Here is a 16,660-nt window from a genome sequence, read left to right as displayed (position 1 = left end):
TTTCTTGGTAGATACTCTTAATTTGGGACGAGGTCGTAGGGTATACGTGCCATCAGGCCCTGTTGTTGTATCCTATTTTTAATTTGGTTCCAGGTCGGGTAAAAATCTCCCAGTTCTTCTTTTAACAGACGGGTTTTCACCGAACCGGTGAGGCCATTAAAAAATTCTTCGATGGGATTTTTCAACACAGGGTATTCTGTCAGGCTGTAATTTTCCAGACCGGCTTTGACAGCGGCTATCTGCAAAGCGTCTTCCAGTCCTCCAAGAACGTCTACCAATCCGATTTTCAGCGCATCCGCACCAGTCCAAACCCGTCCTTGGGCAATGGCATGCAGTTCATCGCGGGTGAATCCCCGGCCTTCCATCACCCGGTTCAGGAAAGTTTCGTATCCCCGGTTGACGTAATTTTGTAAAACATTCCGTTCATAGGGAGTTAAAGGGCGTGAACTGATAGGAAGAGGAAGGGGATAACTTCCGCCGAAATCACTGTGGGTGTTGGTTTTGACTACCTCGGTCGTTATGCCTATTTTATCTTTAATCAATTTTTCTCCACTGAAGAAAAGTCCGAAAATTCCGATAGAACCGGTCAGGGTGGTCGGTTCGGCGACAATGGTATCTGCCGCACAGGAAATGTAGTAACCTCCGGAGGCTGCAACATTACCCATAGATACAATGAGAGGTTTTGTTTTCCTGAGCAGTTCGGTTTCCCGCCAGATGATATCGGATGTTAATGCACTTCCTCCCGGAGAATTAACACGTAGAACCACTGCTTTTATTTTATCGTTTTCCCGGACTTTCCGGATGGTTTTGGCTAAATCCGGACCGATGGAATTGGCCGATTGCTCCATGCCTATTTCTCCCTGGGCATAGATTACGGCGATTTTGCCTTTATTTAGCTTGTCGGTTTCCGGTAGGGGAATATTTTGGTAGTCGGACAGCAGGACCTGGTTCAGTTTGGAATGGTTCAGCCGGCTGCTGTCCCCGGCTGCTTCCGGATGGCATTTCTTTTTCAGGATGGTCAACATCTGGTCTTCATAAATGACATCGTCGAAATAACCATAGTCTTTGAGTTGCTCGCAGGTGTAAATATTGAAGCGGTTTGTCAGCGCATTGATGGAATCTGCCGGGATGTTCCGGCTTTCCGAGATTCCTTTCACCAGCGTACCCCAGGATGAATCTAAGTATTTTTTTACCTGTTCCCGGTTTGCTTCGCTCATCTCATTGGAGATGAAAGGTTCTACGGCCGATTTAAATTTGCCTACTTTGACTACTTCGGGCTGGATGCCTAATTTTGCCAATGTCTCTTTGTAAAAAGAGATGCTGCTGCTCATTCCTGAGAGTAAGAGAGGAGTTTCGGGATTAACGTAGATTTTATCTGCTACCGTTGCTAAGTAATAGCTTTTTTGAGAATAACCCAGGTTGGAATAGCTGTAAATAAATTTACCGCTTTCTTTAAATTTTTGCAGCGCATTCCTGATTTCTTCGGTAAAAGCCAGTGCTCCGAAATTTCCCTGAATATCAGTTAGGTCTAAGTAAATACCGATAATCCGGTTGTCTTTGGCTGCTCTCTTGATGCTACTCAGAATTTTGTTCATCCCCAGGCTCTTTTTAGGAGTCATGGTCAGGAAATCGATATTCTCCAAGGGATTGTCTGTAACTCTGTCCAAAATCTCATTCTCTAACCGAATCACCAGCAGGCTGTTGTCTTTCACTTCAATACTTTTGTCGGACATAGCGGCAATTGCTCCGATGAGTCCCACGAAAATCAAAAACATGAACATATTGACAAGCAGGATTCCGACGATTGTCGCTAACGTGTATTTTAAGAAGCTTTTCATAAGACAGTCATTCGATTTTGGTACAATTTCTACAAATGTAGGAATATAATTTCGTTAAGACAACATAAATGATATTTATCTTTCCGCTTGTTTAACAAAGGCTTGCCAGCATGTAAAGGACGTGTGCCACGATGGCGGCAACTAATCCGCCGATGGTGTGGGCCCAAATGGCTTTCGGCGTCAGTTCCCGGTAACCGAGAGAATCGAGCATGGCAGTGTGGGTACTCAGATAACCGCTCCAGCACATCCCAATGGCCGTGAATACGGCAATGGCATTGCCGTCAATCCAGCCTTGTGCAATGAAATTAGGAACAAGGCCCAAAGCCGCTCCCACAGCACCGAGGGCGGTAATCGGGAATGCGATTAAATGTGGGTCATGGAAACCGAACAAAAATTCAAATACGACATTGATTTTTTGAGCAAGGTAAGGAAGCAATTCCACTCCTTCGTAAGCTGCACCGGTATATTCCCCGTTTGCCGATGCGCCGAATGTCAGAATCATGACCAACGTTGAAATGATAAGTACGCCGGGGATAATGGCGATACCTACGTCTACTCCCGTACGTCCGCCGTCCAGCAGGGAATTGAGGATCCGGATAAAGAGTGATTTGGATTCTACGGTTTTTTCTTCTTCCTCTACAAAGCTCTCTCCTGTTGCTGGTTCGTCCCGGAAATTCGGATAAGCCTTAATGATGAAACGCTGCATTAGACGGGTCGATACGATACATCCGCAGAAAGCTCCCACGAATCCGATTACGGGAGCCAGGAAGTAACCTTGTCCGACCATGAATACAATCACCAGCAATCCCATTCCGAACGCTGTGCCGAAGTTAGTCAGTGAAATGTATTGGAATTTCTTGAAATAACTACTGAAGCGCTTATCCTGCGAAAGGGATATGATGGCCGGGTTATCACTTAGAAAGGTCATGACGGCGCCTAATGCAGCCACACCCGGAAGATTAAACAAAGGTTTCATCAAAGGGCGTAAAATCCGCTCCAGTAGCTTTACGACACCGAATTCCACGAATAACCGTCCGATGGCACCCGTGATAACGCAGATACCCATGAGATAAAATACTGTATTTAATAACAGGTCATGGGCAGTGTGCATGATGGTATTTAACATCTGGGGAACGCCCATAATAGAGCCGATGTAATAAAAAAGAGCAAATACAATGACCAGACAGGGAATACCTGTCGGAATGTAACGCATGATATTGAACCGAGAAGTTTTCATTATGGTATATGTTTTTTAATTACTTGGATGTTCGTGAATTATTTATGTTTGATGGCCAGCAGATTCATGTTCCATTTTATACCGATGTCAAATATCAGAGACTTGTCCTGCATGGTATTTCCCGGGTTTGCGTTCTTGCCCCAGGAGTAGAAAACATTTGCATGAATACGCAGTGCATGGTTCTTTTTAGCTAAGGGATAAAATTCAAATCCGCCTCCCGCCATGGTCAGTTCGGTCCCTGGCAATACGCAGAAATCAGTGGTGTTATTGGTATGGTTCACATCGTAAGTCATTTTGCCGTAAATGTTCCATTTGGAACAGGGGGCGTATGACAGTTCGCCCATGACGGAAGCATCCTTAAACAGGAAGGTTTGGTGGGCGGAAGCCCGGTTCATCAGGTCGAGTTCCAAGGCGAATTTCTTGTAGATGAACTTATTGCCTAAGGCAATGTAGTTGATATAATGTCCCGGTGTGGTTTCGATAAGGTTCACGGAATACAATGTGTGGAACCATTTGTGCGATCCTTGCCACATCAGGTTGTAGGCATACATGTTGCGGTTTTCTGAAGTGAAAAAAGGACTCTGGCAAACCTGTGCAGTCAACAGGTCTGAAGAAGAGAGCCGGTAACCGGCCGATGCGCCGATAGCATAACAGGGGATATTGTTCCAGAATACCGAACATTCATAAAGGTCAATGGGAGCACGGTCATATTCCCAACCTCCGATGTTTACCACCTGTTTACCGCCGGCAATGGCCCATTTCCCGATATTATAATGGATATATATCCAGTCCGTTGCGTCGAAAAACGAACCGTCTTCGTGTTGTTTGTTGAATCGTTGACGCCAGGAATATGATAACTTATCGGTAATCTTGCCGTCGGCTCGGATATTGATGAATTTGCCTTCGAATCCTGTGTTATCCTTTATGGTTTTGCCGTCCTGCCGGTTGCGCAGATAATCCAGCCGTGCTTCCAGCCGTAAAGTCAATAACTCTTCCTTGATTTCCTGCGCAGAAGCCAAAAATCCATACGATGCGAACAGTATCGCACAAATTAATTTTCTCATGTGAATAGAATATTGTCGATTAATTAATAATTTTTTGTTAGAATCCTTTTGGGAAATTCTTTAATATTCAGCACAATAACACCATTTTGTGTTTTTGATTTTCGGCTGCAAATATAGTAATTTATCTTGTGGTAGAATTGTTTATAAATATTTTAGTCATTTTAACTGTTGAGGGAATTTATTTTGTTCCATATAATTGGCAGGTGTCACGGAGGCAATTTTACTTTTTTTACTATCTTTGAGACAGAAAACAAGTGTCACGGGTAGTTGAGATAAACTCTACTTCGGAATGTTAAAATAATGGAAAGATTATGGCAAAATTCGCTATCACGGGAGGTAAACGATTGAAAGGGGAGCTTGTTCCCCAGGGAGCTAAAAACGAGGCGTTGCAGGTCATTTGCGCCTGTCTGCTCACCAAAGAAAAGGTGACCATTACCAATGTACCTGAGATCCTGGACGTACTTAAGTTGATAGAACTTCTTGAAGGAATGGGAGTGCGGGTAGAGCATCCGGCTCACGGCGAGTTTATTTTTCAGGCTTCCGATATTGATTTTGCTTATTTTGAAACGGAAGATTTTTATAAAAAGGCGGTTAGTTTGCGGGGGTCTATAATGATTTTGGGGCCTTTGCTGGCGGTTTATGGTTGCGGAATAATTCCTAAGCCGGGGGGAGATAAGATAGGCCGCCGGCGTTTGGATACCCATTTCCTGGGGTTTGAGAAATTGGGCGCGACTTTTGATTATAATAGTTCTGAGGGGTATTTCCGGGCTTCGGCAGAGAAGTTGAAAGGTTGTTATATGTTGTTGGATGAAGCTTCTGTGACGGGTACGGCCAATATCATTATGGCTGCTGTCCTGGCAGAAGGAATTACCACTATTTACAATGCGGCCTGTGAGCCTTATATTCAGCAATTGTGTCTGATGCTGAATGCTATGGGGGCACATATTTCCGGAATTGCTTCTAATTTACTGACAATTGAAGGGGTGAAAGAACTGAAAGGATGCCATCACCGTTGCCTGCCGGACATGATTGAAGTGGGGAGTTATATCGGATTGGCTGCGATGACCCGTTCCGAAATTACTGTTAAAGATGTGAATTTACGGCAACTGGGAATTATTCCCGATGCTTTCCGGCGTTTAGGAATCCGGGTGGAGGAGAAGGGAGATGATTTGTATATTCCACGTCAGGAGCATTATATGATTGAAGATTTTATCGACGGTTCCATATTGACGGTGGCAGATGCTCCGTGGCCGGGACTGACACCCGACTTGCTGAGTGTTTTTCTGGTGGTGGCTACACAAGCAAAAGGCAGTGTGCTGATTCATCAGAAAATGTTTGAAAGCCGTTTGTTTTTTGTCGATAAGCTGATTGATATGGGAGCGAAGATTATTCTTTGTGATCCTCACCGGGCAACGGTCATCGGGCAGAATCACGAATCGCAATTGAGGGCCACAAAAATGACTTCTCCGGATATTCGGGCCGGAATTGCTTTGTTAATAGCTGCTTTGTCGGCTCAGGGGACCAGTTCTATTCATAATATTGACCAGATAGACCGGGGATATGAGCATATCGATGAAAAGCTGAATGCCATCGGAGCCGATATACAGCGTATTATGTGATTTTTTTCACCGGTAGGGTATCGGAGCATTCTGCTGAGAGTTGGCGGATGGTTTTATGAAGTTGCGGATGAAGGAAGTCCGGTATGATTTCTGACAACGGGACCAGGACAAAGTTGCGTTCAGCCATCCGGGGGTGGGGTAAAATGAGTTCCGGAGTATCCAGAATCAATGAATCGTAAAATAAAAGATCTATGTCAATGGGGCGGGAAGCGTAACGCGGACCATTGGGAAGCCGTGTCCGACCCAGTTGTTTTTCTGTCTCCAGACAGGATTTCAAGAAAGCGAGAGGGGGCAAGTCTGTCTCGAAGATGACTACCCGGTTCAGGAAATTTTCTTTGGCTTCAAACCCCCACGGGGCAGTTTCATATAAGGAAGAACTTGCAATTATGTGTCCGGCAGAGGATAGTTGGCGGATGGCTTTTTTGAGCAATTCCCGTTTATTGCCCGAGTTACTTCCGAAGATAGTGATAGCCTGCATGCCTTTTTAATTCCCGTTGTTGTTGTTTTGTTTTTTATAATGTGGGCGATTGTTATTGCCTTTGTTGTTATTGTTGCTTTTAGAGAAGTTTTTATTATTGTTGTTAGCCGGTTTGTTGGAATTGGGCTTGTTTTTCTTTTGCAGTAAATCTTTGGGATTGGAAAGAGTGATACCCTCGGGCAGAATCAGAGTGCTTCCGTAAAGGGTGTTGATGTCGTTGTAGATTTGCTCGTCTTCCACACTGTCTTTGTTCCAAGTGAGAAAAGATTTTTTCATGTGGTTGGCGGTAAGCACAATCAATGCCCGTTTTTGTTCGGGGTCTTTCTGATTCCGGATTTCTTCAATCAGTTTTTCTACCAGCTTCCCATAATGTCTGTACTTGATGTGATGGGTGCCGTAGGATAAACGTTCTGGTTTTTCCTGCAATTTCTCCATAGACGGAAGAGGATAGGGAGTGTCTATGTCTAATTTGAAATCCGACATGATGGCCAGATGGTCCCACAATTTATGACGGAAATCCGGAACATCCCTTAAGTGGGGGTAAAGATTGCCCATCACATCAATTACCGTTTTGGCTGCTTTGGTTCTTTCCTCCCGATCCTTGATGGTTAAAAGGTAATTTACCATAATGTGAATGTTGCGTCCGTATTCGGGGAGTATCAGTTTTTTTCTTTGGGTGTTGTATTTTAATTCCTCTTCTTCCATGTCGGGTTTTTCTTGATGAATTTATAAATTCGCTTTTCGGGTAAGAAATAAATAATATGCCAATGGTTTGATTGTATTTTCTTCAGGACTGAGTATTTCTGAAGGAAAGTCATGTTGAATTTTGAGCTATAAAGCTGTTTATTGTGTCATCGGACGGCAAATATACGTTTTTTCCCTGGCATAGGATAGGGTTTATTCTTCTTGCATATATAATTTTGCAAATTTTAACAAAAGTGTGCGGGTTCCTCCTTCCGCGAAAATGACTTTGGCTTTTTTCTGTACTCCCAATCCTTCCAATGAAAGCACCTTTCCTGCTCCGAAGGTGGGATGAAAAATAAGCATACCGGGGACTACCGTACCTGAGTCGATAGCCTTTAATTTGCTGCGGTCTATCGGAGGTATATCTATGGGGGAAACAGCATTTAAGCGGATGCTTGGTTTCTGTATGCTACTGCTTAATGGAGTTCGTAGTTTAAAAGGAGAAGGTTCTTCCCGCATAGTGGTGAAACCTTCCAGGAACTCTTGATCTATTTCTTCGATGAACCGTGAATTACGGGAAGAAACGACCTGTCCGTTTTTGTATCTGGAGGTGGCGTATGACATGAAAACCCGTTTTTGGGCACGGGTCAGTGCTACATAAAACAGACGTCTTTCTTCTTCCAGGGCAGCAGGGTTTGAAACACACTGTTGGGCCGGGAAGAGTTCTTCTTCCATTCCGGTAATGAATACGTTGGCAAATTCCAGACCTTTCGAAGCATGTATGGTCATAAGAGTTACCTTATTGAAGTCACCTTCTTTTTCGCCATCCTGGTCGGTAAGGAGGGCTACTCCTTCCAGGAAAGCCGGTAGTTTATCGTTTTGTCCCTCTTTGTAGGCTGTTTCGGTGAAGTCTTTAATACCGTTCAATAATTCCTGGATGTTTTCTTTCCGGGAGACTCCTTCCGGAGTTTCATCGTTGGAGAGGTCGTCGATGATGCCGGAAGAACGGGCAATGATAACGGCTGCATCATAGGCATTTTCCTTGGCGGTCAGTTCTTTGAACTTTTCTATCATGCTTCCGAATTTTTGCAGTTTAGCAATGGTTCCGGCATTAAATGTATCTGCTACTTTGTTCAGGTTACAGAGGACTGTCCACAGGCTGACGCGGTATTTCCCGGCTATATCTTGTAGTTTTTCAATGGTAGAATCTCCTATTCCCCGACGGGGGTAGTTGATAATCCGCTTGAAAGCTTCTTCGTCGTTTTGGTTGACTGTGAGCCGGAAATAAGCTAACAGGTCTTTGATTTCTTTCCGTTGGTAGAAAGATTGGCCCCCGTATATCTTATAGGGGATGTTGCGTTTCCTTAATGCTTCTTCCAGGATACGGGACTGGGCGTTCGTACGATAAAGGATGGCAAAATCGCTGTACTCCTGCTGTTCGTAATTGGCCAGGCGGAAGATTTCATGGGTTACCTGGAATCCCTCTTCTTTATCGGATAAAGCCCGCAGGACTTTTATTTTTTCTCCTTCTTCGTTTTCTGAAAAAGTACGCTTCGGAATCTGTTCCTTATTTTTGCTGATGACACAATTGGCTGCATCGACGATCGTGGTGGTGGAACGGTAGTTTTGTTCCAGTTTATAGAGTTTGTAATCGGGGTAGTCGTTTTTAAAATTGAGAATGTTCTCAATCCGTGCACCCCGGAAAGAATAGATACTTTGCGCGTCGTCTCCGACGACACAGATATTGTGATGTTCCTGGGAGAGTTTTTTTACAATCAGATATTGTGCATAATTGGTGTCTTGGTATTCATCCACCAGGATATAGCTGAATTTTTGCTGGTATTTGGCGAGAATTTCCGGAAAGTCACGGAAAAGGATATTGGTTTGCAGGAGTAAATCGTCAAAATCCATTGTATCGCTTTGTTTGCAGCGTTGTTGATATTGTTTATAGATTTCTCCTGTAAGAGGTCTTTTACAAGCGTTGTCTTCTGAAAGAATCCGTGCGGACTGGAGATAGCTTTGTGCCACGACCAGGTTATTCTTAGCCATGGATATGCGTCCCAGCACTGCATTGGGTTTATAGACTTTATCGTCCAGTTTCATTTCTTTGATAATCGCTTTGAGCAGGTTTTTGGAATCCTGGGTATCGTAAATCGTAAAACTGGAAGTATATCCTAATTTGTCTGCTTCGAAACGAAGAATTTTGGAAAAAATGGAATGGAAAGTACCCATCCAAAGGTTAGCCGCTATTTCGTTACCGACTAATGCGGAAATTCGTTTCTGCATTTCCCGGGCTGCCTTGTTGGTAAAGGTCAATGCCAATATTTTATAGGCAGGAATCCCCTGACTTAACAGTTGTGCAATCCGGTAGGTCAGTACCCTGGTTTTTCCGGAGCCTGCGCCGGCAACAACCAAAGAGGGGCCTTCTGTATTTAAGACGGCAGCTTGTTGGCTGCTGTTCAGTTCTTTAATAAAATCCACGGTGAATTCCTGATTATTGATTTCAGGCACAAAATTAAAAATTAATCCCTTGCCTGACAAAATCCCTTGGATTTTTAGTAATATTGCAGCATAAGCCGAATGTTATGAAGTATTTCATTTTTTTGATGAGTATATGGGCCATTTTTGCAGGCCGGGTATTTTCCCAGAATTTTGGTATGATTCGATTTTTGGATTGTGGGGAAGAGGGGGTTATACAAAGTTTGATGCCTGTAGAAGGAAAAGATTTTTTTGCGATTAAAAATCCGTCAGGTTCGGCTTCTCCTTTCGGTGAGGTCCGGTTTACTCCGGATGGAAGCCCGCATTGGCATTTTCATTGGCAATATGAGGGAGTGAACCAGAGTGTGGTATATGAAGGGGACTCCACCTACATGACTGTGACCTTAAAAGGGAACGGGGTTTATGCTTTCCGGGCTGAAAAAGAGGGCACGGCTGCGATAGAAGCGACCTTTATCGTATTTTACGATTACCTGGATTTTGCCGTGAGTATTTCCAATGAGATGGATTGTGAGTATATACAACTGGATTTGGCTTACGGGAGTTTGCCCGCTTACGGTTCTTATCCGGGAGCTCAGCAAGTGTTGTATACAGTACTCTGGGACGGAAAAGAACGGGAGTTGATGCCCTTCCCGGATTATAATCTCTTCCATATTGCGCAATTGGTAGGCGGAGAAGACCCTGTTGACCATGATGTGACTTGCCGGGTGAAGATAAAAGACCGTTTCGGATTTGAGTGGGTAAGTGATGAGGTAACTTATCATTCTTACGTTCCCCGGGCTGGGTTCAGTGTCGACCCGCAACAGGGAGAAGCACCGCTGGAAGTGTCTTTTCATAATGAAAGTGTGAATGCTCAGCGGTTTGAATGGTATTTATACCGGGATACGACAGATATACGGCTGAATGAAGTAGTAACCTTGGAGGATAGTCTGTTGGGGAAACGAATATACACCGGAGAGTATTTGTCTCCTTATACCTATGAACATCCGGGGAATTACAATGTAAAACTGGTGGTTGTGAATACTATGGGGATCAATCAGTGTGCCGATACCGTTTCTTTGGAGTCTTATATTGTAGTGGATTCTTCTTTGGTAGATGTCCCGAATGTCTTTACTCCCAATGGAGATGGTATGAATGATATATTCAAAGTAAAAACCCGGTCTTTGGAGAATTTTCAGGGGGTTATCCTGAATCGTTGGGGACGTAAGGTATATGAATGGACGGACCCGCAGGGCGGATGGGATGGCCGGATCCATGGGAAATACGCAAATCCGGGTACTTATTTTTATATTATTACTGCCAGGGGACGTGAAAAGAATAATCCTCCCCGATATGTGAAGAAAGGGGCTGTGATGTTGATCAGGTGATTCCTTTGTCCATTGCTGGCCGCTTATAGTGCTGATGGTTTTAGTGCCGAAAAGTGTGGTGATGACGGAAGTCTGTAATTGTTTGCCTGCTTTCAGGAATGTTGTTAAAGTTAATTCTGACCCTCTGTGTGTTGTGGACATAACAGGGGGTTGTTTTTGGGGAAGGATGAGCGTTTGGCGGACCTGAAGAGGACAGTCTTGCAGATTTTTAATTGACGGATTAAAGTTCTGATGGATAAATATTAATTGAGGAGTTTTTGGATAGGGAAAGAAAATCGCGATAAAATATATTTTTATCGCGATTTTCTGTTTTATTGAAATTTAGCTCTGATGAAATAGTTGTCAGAGTTTTCTGTAAGTTTTACTCGTTGATGTATTGTATTCTGAGGACACAACGGGCGATGTAGCTGTAGCTCGGAATTCTCCATGCGTATTTTGAGGAATCGAGTTTTCTCATTGTTATTGAGGTAGCATAAGTATCGCCTGCTGAGAATGAAGGAGTAGAAGTCCAGAATTCCTGATACTTTTCCATGCTGCTTTCTAATTCTTGATTCCCTGAAGATTTTAAGGTATTGTTAATGACGTCTTTATTGTCGTTTAGGGCATTCCATACTTCATCTTCATATCCAGCCGCAATGTACCAGCCGTTTATTTTGGTTTTTTCTTCTATTTCTTCACAGTAGGTTGCAATGGTATACTTTTCTTTATAGTTTTCTTCGGCTTTTAATATTTCCAGGGCTTTTTTCCCGTCTTTGTTGTCTGTTCTGATATACACTTTATTGTCAGTGCCATTAGTAAATGGTATTTGACGCTCTTCTGTCGAAATGATATAAATGTTGTTGTTTGCTTCGTCTTTGTTGATGATGACACCGACGGCTGTACCGTCTTCTCCCAGATATAAATCGCCGACGTTGAAGGAGGCTCCTGTCTGATTTACAGTGACGGTGGTTTTAGCATCGTTCAGGGAGAGCAGGATGGTACCGTTTCTGTCGGATTCAGTCAAAGTGGCCCGGATTACCAGGTATTCGCCTTCTTTGGACGGACGGAGCCAGGGAGAGTTTTCGTCGGCTACGGCTTCCCAGTTTTCGTCGGTGGCAGTTATTTTGATTTGGATGGCTGTACCGAAACCGTTCAGGGTTACCTCTTTTGTTTCCGGGGATAATTCAGTGCTGACTCCTTTCTGGATGACTGTAATTTCTTTGTTTTCATTCCCCGAGGTTACTTTAATTTTTGCTGTACGGTCTGTTTTTTCAGAGAATTCGCCTACTTCTATTTTAAGGGTATCATTTGCTTTTGTTGCTGTACACCAGGTCTCGGCAGGATCTGCTGTAAATGTCCAACTGTTCAGTTTGGTCGAAACGATGATTTTGTCATTTCCGCCTAAAGCTGAAAATTGTAGTGTTTCAGGGGTAACAGTTAATTCTGCTTTGATTTCGATGGGGTCGTCGTCGTTATCGCTGCAAGAGTTGAAACTAAGTCCTAAGCTCATTAAGAGCACGAGCATTGTGATGAATTTTTTCTTCATAATGATAAAATTAAATGGTTAGTTTTTGTATTGGATTATTAATCCGGTATTTAAATCCGGAAGCCATAGCCAGCATTTTTCGTCTGTTGTTTTCAGTGCGACGGCTGTATATGTTCCTTCGGTTATATCTTCGATATCTTTGGTATGAATGATTGCTGTCAGGTTTTTGCCGGGGACGGCATTTTCGTTTAGCCGGCAGGAAAGGTATTGTTGCTGGTTGTCTGTTTGTATGCGCCAGCTTTTTCCGTTACTGGTGTAAGCAAGCTGATGCAGGTCGGACTGAAAGAGAACGATGGGGTTATCGCCATTGTATATACCTATTTCGTTTTTTTGCAGAAAAGCGTTGCGTTGTTCTGCTGTCCGGTGTTCCAGGTCATCGTCTTTGCATCCCCATATCAGAGTTATTGACAGTAGGTAGGGTAAATATTTTTGCATGTTATTTTTGTTTAGGTTTTACAGTGATTTGCCGGATAATAGTCTCGGTGGTTCCGTCGCCGGTTGTGATTTCTGCCTGGAGTTTGTGTTCGCCTGCCGGCAGAATCAGGTCGCTACTTACCGGAAAAGGTTTGTCATCGAGTTTCCAGGTAATGCGCCGGACTTCTCCGGGAATGTTATTTACTACCGGCCAGAAACGGTCTCCTTCCGTCCAATCGGCCCGAATGCCGTGGATGACCGGAAATTGTCCTTCGAGGGGACGTGTCCTGAGTGTTTGTTTTATGAGTGGTGCGGTTTCGTTATCGTTTATTATGGCTGTGATTTCCACTTCATATTCTGTATCCGGTTCCAGTTGGTTGATGATAAATAGCGTGGTATCGCTTTCCAGAGTCTGAAAGTTTTGATTTTTTTGTTTTTTCCATTTAATCACCCATATTTGAGGTGTTTCCGGTTCTGGCCATGCGATTCTGATTTCTCTTTGTCCTATGTCGAATTTTTGGTTTTCTTCGAGGTTGCCGGCATGCACAGTGACAACGCAGGATGCCTGTGCATTTCCGTCGGCTGACCGGGCGGTGATGGTTGCTGTACCCGCCTGGGTGCCGGTTACAAGTCCTTTGTCGTTAACCCGGGCAATGGAGTCGTTGGAACTGCTCCAGATTATTGCGGGGTTGCTGACATCTTCCGGAAGCAGGGTGGCTTCCAACTGAAGGCTATGGAGAATTTCGACTGTGGCTGACCGGGAAGAGAGTGTTACCTGTTCTGCCAGGGTGGTTGTTGCATAGTAGGAAAAATGAATAATGTCGTTTTCCAGTCTTATCCTTTCCAACCGGTTTTCCAGCACTTCGCCGGACCAGGGAACGAAATTCAGTTGGGTTACGTTTTTATTTCCAGGGAAAAACATATTGTTTCCGGGATCTCCTTGCTCGTAGTTTTTTTTGCCGGAAGCCGGGATGAGCCGGAAACAAGGATGCGCAAGTACGTTGTTTATTCCGCTGTATTCCCAGCGTTCTTTGGCTGTCCGGCCATTGACCATGTTTTCAGAACGGTCGACGTGGTAGATTAAAAGTCCTGTCCCTTGGTCGGAAGAATTGATATGCCGGTCCCAGGGGTTGTTTGCATTGCGGTTTTCCAGTACGAAAAATTCTCCTTCATTTTCGGTGGAGAACATATAGGCTTTGTTTTCGGAAATCGGCGGAAGCTCGTAGTTTTTAATGCCGGCATTCAGTTCTTCCAATTCCAGCCAGCCCAGCATGTTGCGTTCTACGGCATTCATTGACGGAGGTGTTCTGCCTTCGTTGTTGTAGTTTCCGTTTGACATGAGAGAAAATGAAAATAGCCCGGCTGTTGCCCCGTCTGTTGAGCTATTCAGGTCGTAAACATCCGGCAGTCCCAGTACGTGTGAGAATTCGTGGCAGAATGTTCCGATGCCGCAGAGCTGATTGGAAGTTGAACTGCCTTTCAATTCGGAAGTACAGGCGTAGTCTCCCAGTAATATTCCGTTATAAGTTATATTGAGGTTGTGCATGGAGGACCGGTGTGGCCATATTGTATTGGCTTCGCCGGACTCTGCCTGGTTGTGGCCGGCAAAATAGATAAAGAAGTTATCGAGGATGCCGTCGCCGTCGTTGTCGAATTCTGTGATGTTCAACCCCATTGCTATTGCTTTCGGGAATATTTCAGGAATGACTTTGAACATGATGTCTCCTTCGTAGAAATCCCGTGAGTGCTCTAAGGTAACCGGACCGAATACAATAAATTCGGGGTCGAATTGTCCGGAGGAATTGTAACGGAAGTAGTCGCGGATGCTTCCGGTGGCTCCATTCTCGGAGTAGCCTTGTTGGTTGGCCATTTGGTTGAAAGTTTGTTGGGGGTTGCTGACCGTGAATTTTACATCAGCGTATTCCATTAAGATAATCAGGGCTTTTGGGCTTCCGGTCAAGGGAATCGTGTTGTTGCCTCGCTTTGACTGAGCAGTTTGTCCCATTCCTGAACGTTTGACTGTGGTGTAAGTTGCTGCCGGCAGATTTGTAGCCCGGGAATTTAATCTCAGGCTGGCCTGTTCGGCAAGGCTCCGGTTGCCGGGGTTGTGAGCTCTGACGGTGCCTGTATTTTGGGTTCTGTTGCCCGATGACTGGATGTAGTAATAAAATCCGTCACGGCCTTGTTTTATAAGATAACCGTCGATGGTGGTGGTGTAATGAAAACGTTCATCGCCATAGATGCGGATGGTTAATGATGTGCCGTCCGGAAGCCTGACTTCCACTGGCCGCGTTGTGGCTTGTATTGCCTGTACTTTTTGTGGGTGTATGGTAAGTATACTGTATATAACCGAGACTATCAGGAGTATGTATTTCATGGTATGCTCATTTAATGTTTTATTCGGGGGAAACAGTGTCTTCGTATATGTAGCTGTAGATGTATCCGGAAGTTTGATTGCCCTTCGGGTCTGTTATTTTTCTGATGATTTTCGATAGTCTTCCCTGGCTGTCGGTTTGATAGTCGTAGTTGTCTGTCGTAATCTGGTTGTTTGTGTAACTTACATTTTTTAAATGGATATAACGGCTTAAGAAAATGTCTTGAAACGGTATATTTACCTGTAGAGGCACAAACATTGAATGGGGAAGGTCTTCAATGAAGCTGGGGATTTTAACTGTACAGAAGTCGCTGGCTTTGGTGCGGTTGTCGTCCCGGATTTCCGAAAGATTTGTATTCCAGATTTCGGCCAGAGGTTTGCCCAGAGCTCCCAGGTTTTCATAGGCTATGTTTTCGATTGTTGTGTTACCGGTGGTGTAGCCTGTGAGTTGTTGTGCGTCATAATAGCATTGGCTGACCTGGATTTCGGAGGTACCGTTGTGGTCTGTCGTTACGGTTTGCAGACGTTTTTGGGAGTCGTATTCATAGGTGTATGTCATGACATCCTGTTGTGTGTCGTAGCCTGTTTGGCTGATTTGTGTAATAAGATTGGCAGTTTCGTAACGGCCGTAAGTAAGAGTAAATTTGTAATGTCCAATAAGGTCGATTCCGGTGATTTTTCCGGTTTCTTGGTTGTATTCCAGTTGAAATTCGTATTTGTCTTTGTTTTTTTCACAAAGGATTTTTATCGGTTTGTCCATTCCCGGAATTTTTGTAAGGGTCAGATGACGGGTGTGTTGTCTGCCGTTGATGTCTTTTACCTGGAGTGTGATGGTATATTCTTTCAGGTAGTTTAATGAAATGGACCGGTTGAGGGTGTATGCTGTGATTTGTTCTTCCGGCAGGGGAAGATTTTCCGTTTTTCCGTCGATGGTGAAACGGATATTGGCAATGGGTATTGACCCGGTTGTGAAATGAGCCCGTATTTTATATAAAGGCAGGTCTGTAAATAGTTTGTTTCCGTCCGGAAGTGTGATTTGCGGTGTGGAAAACGGTTTGATATGGAAGATGAAAGTTTTGTGCCGGCAATGGGCCTTCATATCATATACTTTCAGGGTATAAATCAGGGTGGTGTCTTGCAGAAAATCGCTGATGTCTATAGGATAATCGAATTCCAGGAGGTGCATCCCCCGGTATTTTTCAATTATGTCCAAGGGAGTTTCCGGGTCGGTATGGTATATTTCGATACGGTCGATTTGGTCAGGTAAAGAGACAGACATTTGCAGGTGTGCAAAATTGGCGGTGTCTCTTTGCAGGGTGGTAATGTAAGTTGTAGTATCGAATTGTAGTCCCGGAATTTCGGGACCGGGAGTTTCCGGGTCGTTTTTTTGACACGAAATGAATACTAATCCGATGCAAAGCCATAGTACAGAGAGACACTTTATTGAATGGTGCATATTATTTTCTTTGATGTTTTTTTATTTATAGCACCGTTGTTTTATTTTTGTGTGACAGAAAAATGAAAAATTATTATTATTTATTAATGATTTTATAACCGGAATTTT

At 44.0% G+C, this 16,660-nt stretch carries 12 protein-coding genes; 2 read left to right on the top strand and 10 right to left on the bottom strand.

What is annotated here, in order from left to right; translation table 11 throughout:
* Positions 1 to 17: 17 nt before the first annotated feature.
* The 3 genes from sppA to D1136_RS03180 form a co-directional block, all read right to left on the bottom strand.
* Positions 18 to 1,838: a signal peptide peptidase SppA gene (sppA, locus tag D1136_RS03190; protein ID WP_161876171.1), complete on the bottom strand. Its 1,821-nt coding sequence runs from the start codon at positions 1,836 to 1,838 to the stop codon at positions 18 to 20.
* Between the two features lie 91 nt (positions 1,839 to 1,929).
* The gene (locus D1136_RS03185; RefSeq protein ID WP_161876170.1) at positions 1,930 to 3,075 is read right to left on the bottom strand and encodes a nucleoside recognition domain-containing protein; all 1,146 of its coding nucleotides are present in this window, start codon (positions 3,073 to 3,075) and stop codon (positions 1,930 to 1,932) included.
* 38 nt (positions 3,076 to 3,113) lie between these two features.
* On the bottom strand, positions 3,114 to 4,139 hold the full coding sequence (locus D1136_RS03180) for a porin (RefSeq protein ID WP_161876169.1): 1,026 nt from the start codon (positions 4,137 to 4,139) through the stop codon (positions 3,114 to 3,116).
* 311 nt (positions 4,140 to 4,450) lie between these two features.
* On the opposite strand from D1136_RS03180, the gene murA reads away from it, so the two are divergent.
* The gene (gene murA, locus D1136_RS03175; protein ID WP_161876168.1) at positions 4,451 to 5,758 is read left to right on the top strand and encodes a UDP-N-acetylglucosamine 1-carboxyvinyltransferase; all 1,308 of its coding nucleotides are present in this window, start codon (positions 4,451 to 4,453) and stop codon (positions 5,756 to 5,758) included.
* On the opposite strand, the gene folK is transcribed toward murA, so the two are convergent.
* The 3 genes from folK to D1136_RS03160 all read right to left on the bottom strand — a co-directional run bounded on the left by folK (position 5,751) and on the right by D1136_RS03160 (position 9,401).
* Positions 5,751 to 6,236 (bottom strand): 2-amino-4-hydroxy-6-hydroxymethyldihydropteridine diphosphokinase, encoded by a 486-nt coding sequence (gene folK, locus D1136_RS03170; protein WP_161876167.1) that lies wholly within the window; start codon positions 6,234 to 6,236, stop codon positions 5,751 to 5,753. The genes murA and folK overlap by 8 nt on opposite strands.
* Before the next feature lie 6 nt (positions 6,237 to 6,242).
* Positions 6,243 to 6,941 carry a DUF4290 domain-containing protein gene (locus tag D1136_RS03165; protein ID WP_161876166.1) on the bottom strand — a complete coding sequence of 233 codons (699 nt, stop codon included), beginning with the start codon at positions 6,939 to 6,941 and terminating at the stop codon, positions 6,243 to 6,245.
* Between the two features lie 192 nt (positions 6,942 to 7,133).
* Positions 7,134 to 9,401, bottom strand: a complete 2,268-nt coding sequence (locus D1136_RS03160; protein ID WP_161876255.1) for a UvrD-helicase domain-containing protein — start codon at positions 9,399 to 9,401, stop codon at positions 7,134 to 7,136.
* Between the two features lie 104 nt (positions 9,402 to 9,505).
* On the opposite strand from D1136_RS03160, the gene D1136_RS10880 reads away from it, so the two are divergent.
* On the top strand, positions 9,506 to 10,783 hold the full coding sequence (locus tag D1136_RS10880; protein ID WP_237566969.1) for a gliding motility-associated C-terminal domain-containing protein: 1,278 nt from the start codon (positions 9,506 to 9,508) through the stop codon (positions 10,781 to 10,783).
* Between the two features lie 361 nt (positions 10,784 to 11,144).
* On the opposite strand, the gene D1136_RS03150 is transcribed toward D1136_RS10880, so the two are convergent.
* Genes D1136_RS03150 through D1136_RS03135 form a run of 4 tightly spaced genes read right to left on the bottom strand, consistent with a single transcriptional unit; the run spans position 11,145 to position 16,552 of the window.
* Positions 11,145 to 12,308 carry a BACON domain-containing protein gene (locus tag D1136_RS03150; RefSeq protein WP_161876165.1) on the bottom strand — a complete coding sequence of 388 codons (1,164 nt, stop codon included), beginning with the start codon at positions 12,306 to 12,308 and terminating at the stop codon, positions 11,145 to 11,147.
* Positions 12,309 to 12,326: 18 nt separating this feature from the next.
* Entirely contained in the window at positions 12,327 to 12,743 is a 417-nt protein-coding gene (locus tag D1136_RS03145) for a hypothetical protein (protein ID WP_161876164.1), read from the bottom strand.
* Between the two features lies 1 nt (position 12,744).
* The gene (locus tag D1136_RS03140; protein WP_161876163.1) at positions 12,745 to 15,099 is read right to left on the bottom strand and encodes a M6 family metalloprotease domain-containing protein; all 2,355 of its coding nucleotides are present in this window, start codon (positions 15,097 to 15,099) and stop codon (positions 12,745 to 12,747) included.
* 19 nt (positions 15,100 to 15,118) lie between these two features.
* A complete protein-coding gene (locus tag D1136_RS03135; RefSeq protein ID WP_161876162.1) occupies positions 15,119 to 16,552 on the bottom strand; it encodes a hypothetical protein in 1,434 nt (477 codons plus the stop codon).
* Positions 16,553 to 16,660: the final 108 nt, after the last annotated feature.

Origin of the sequence: Odoribacter sp. Z80, assembly GCF_009935865.1 — a bacterium.
GTDB lineage: Bacteria > Bacteroidota > Bacteroidia > Bacteroidales > Marinifilaceae > Odoribacter.
This window is presented reverse-complemented; position numbering and strand designations above follow the sequence as displayed.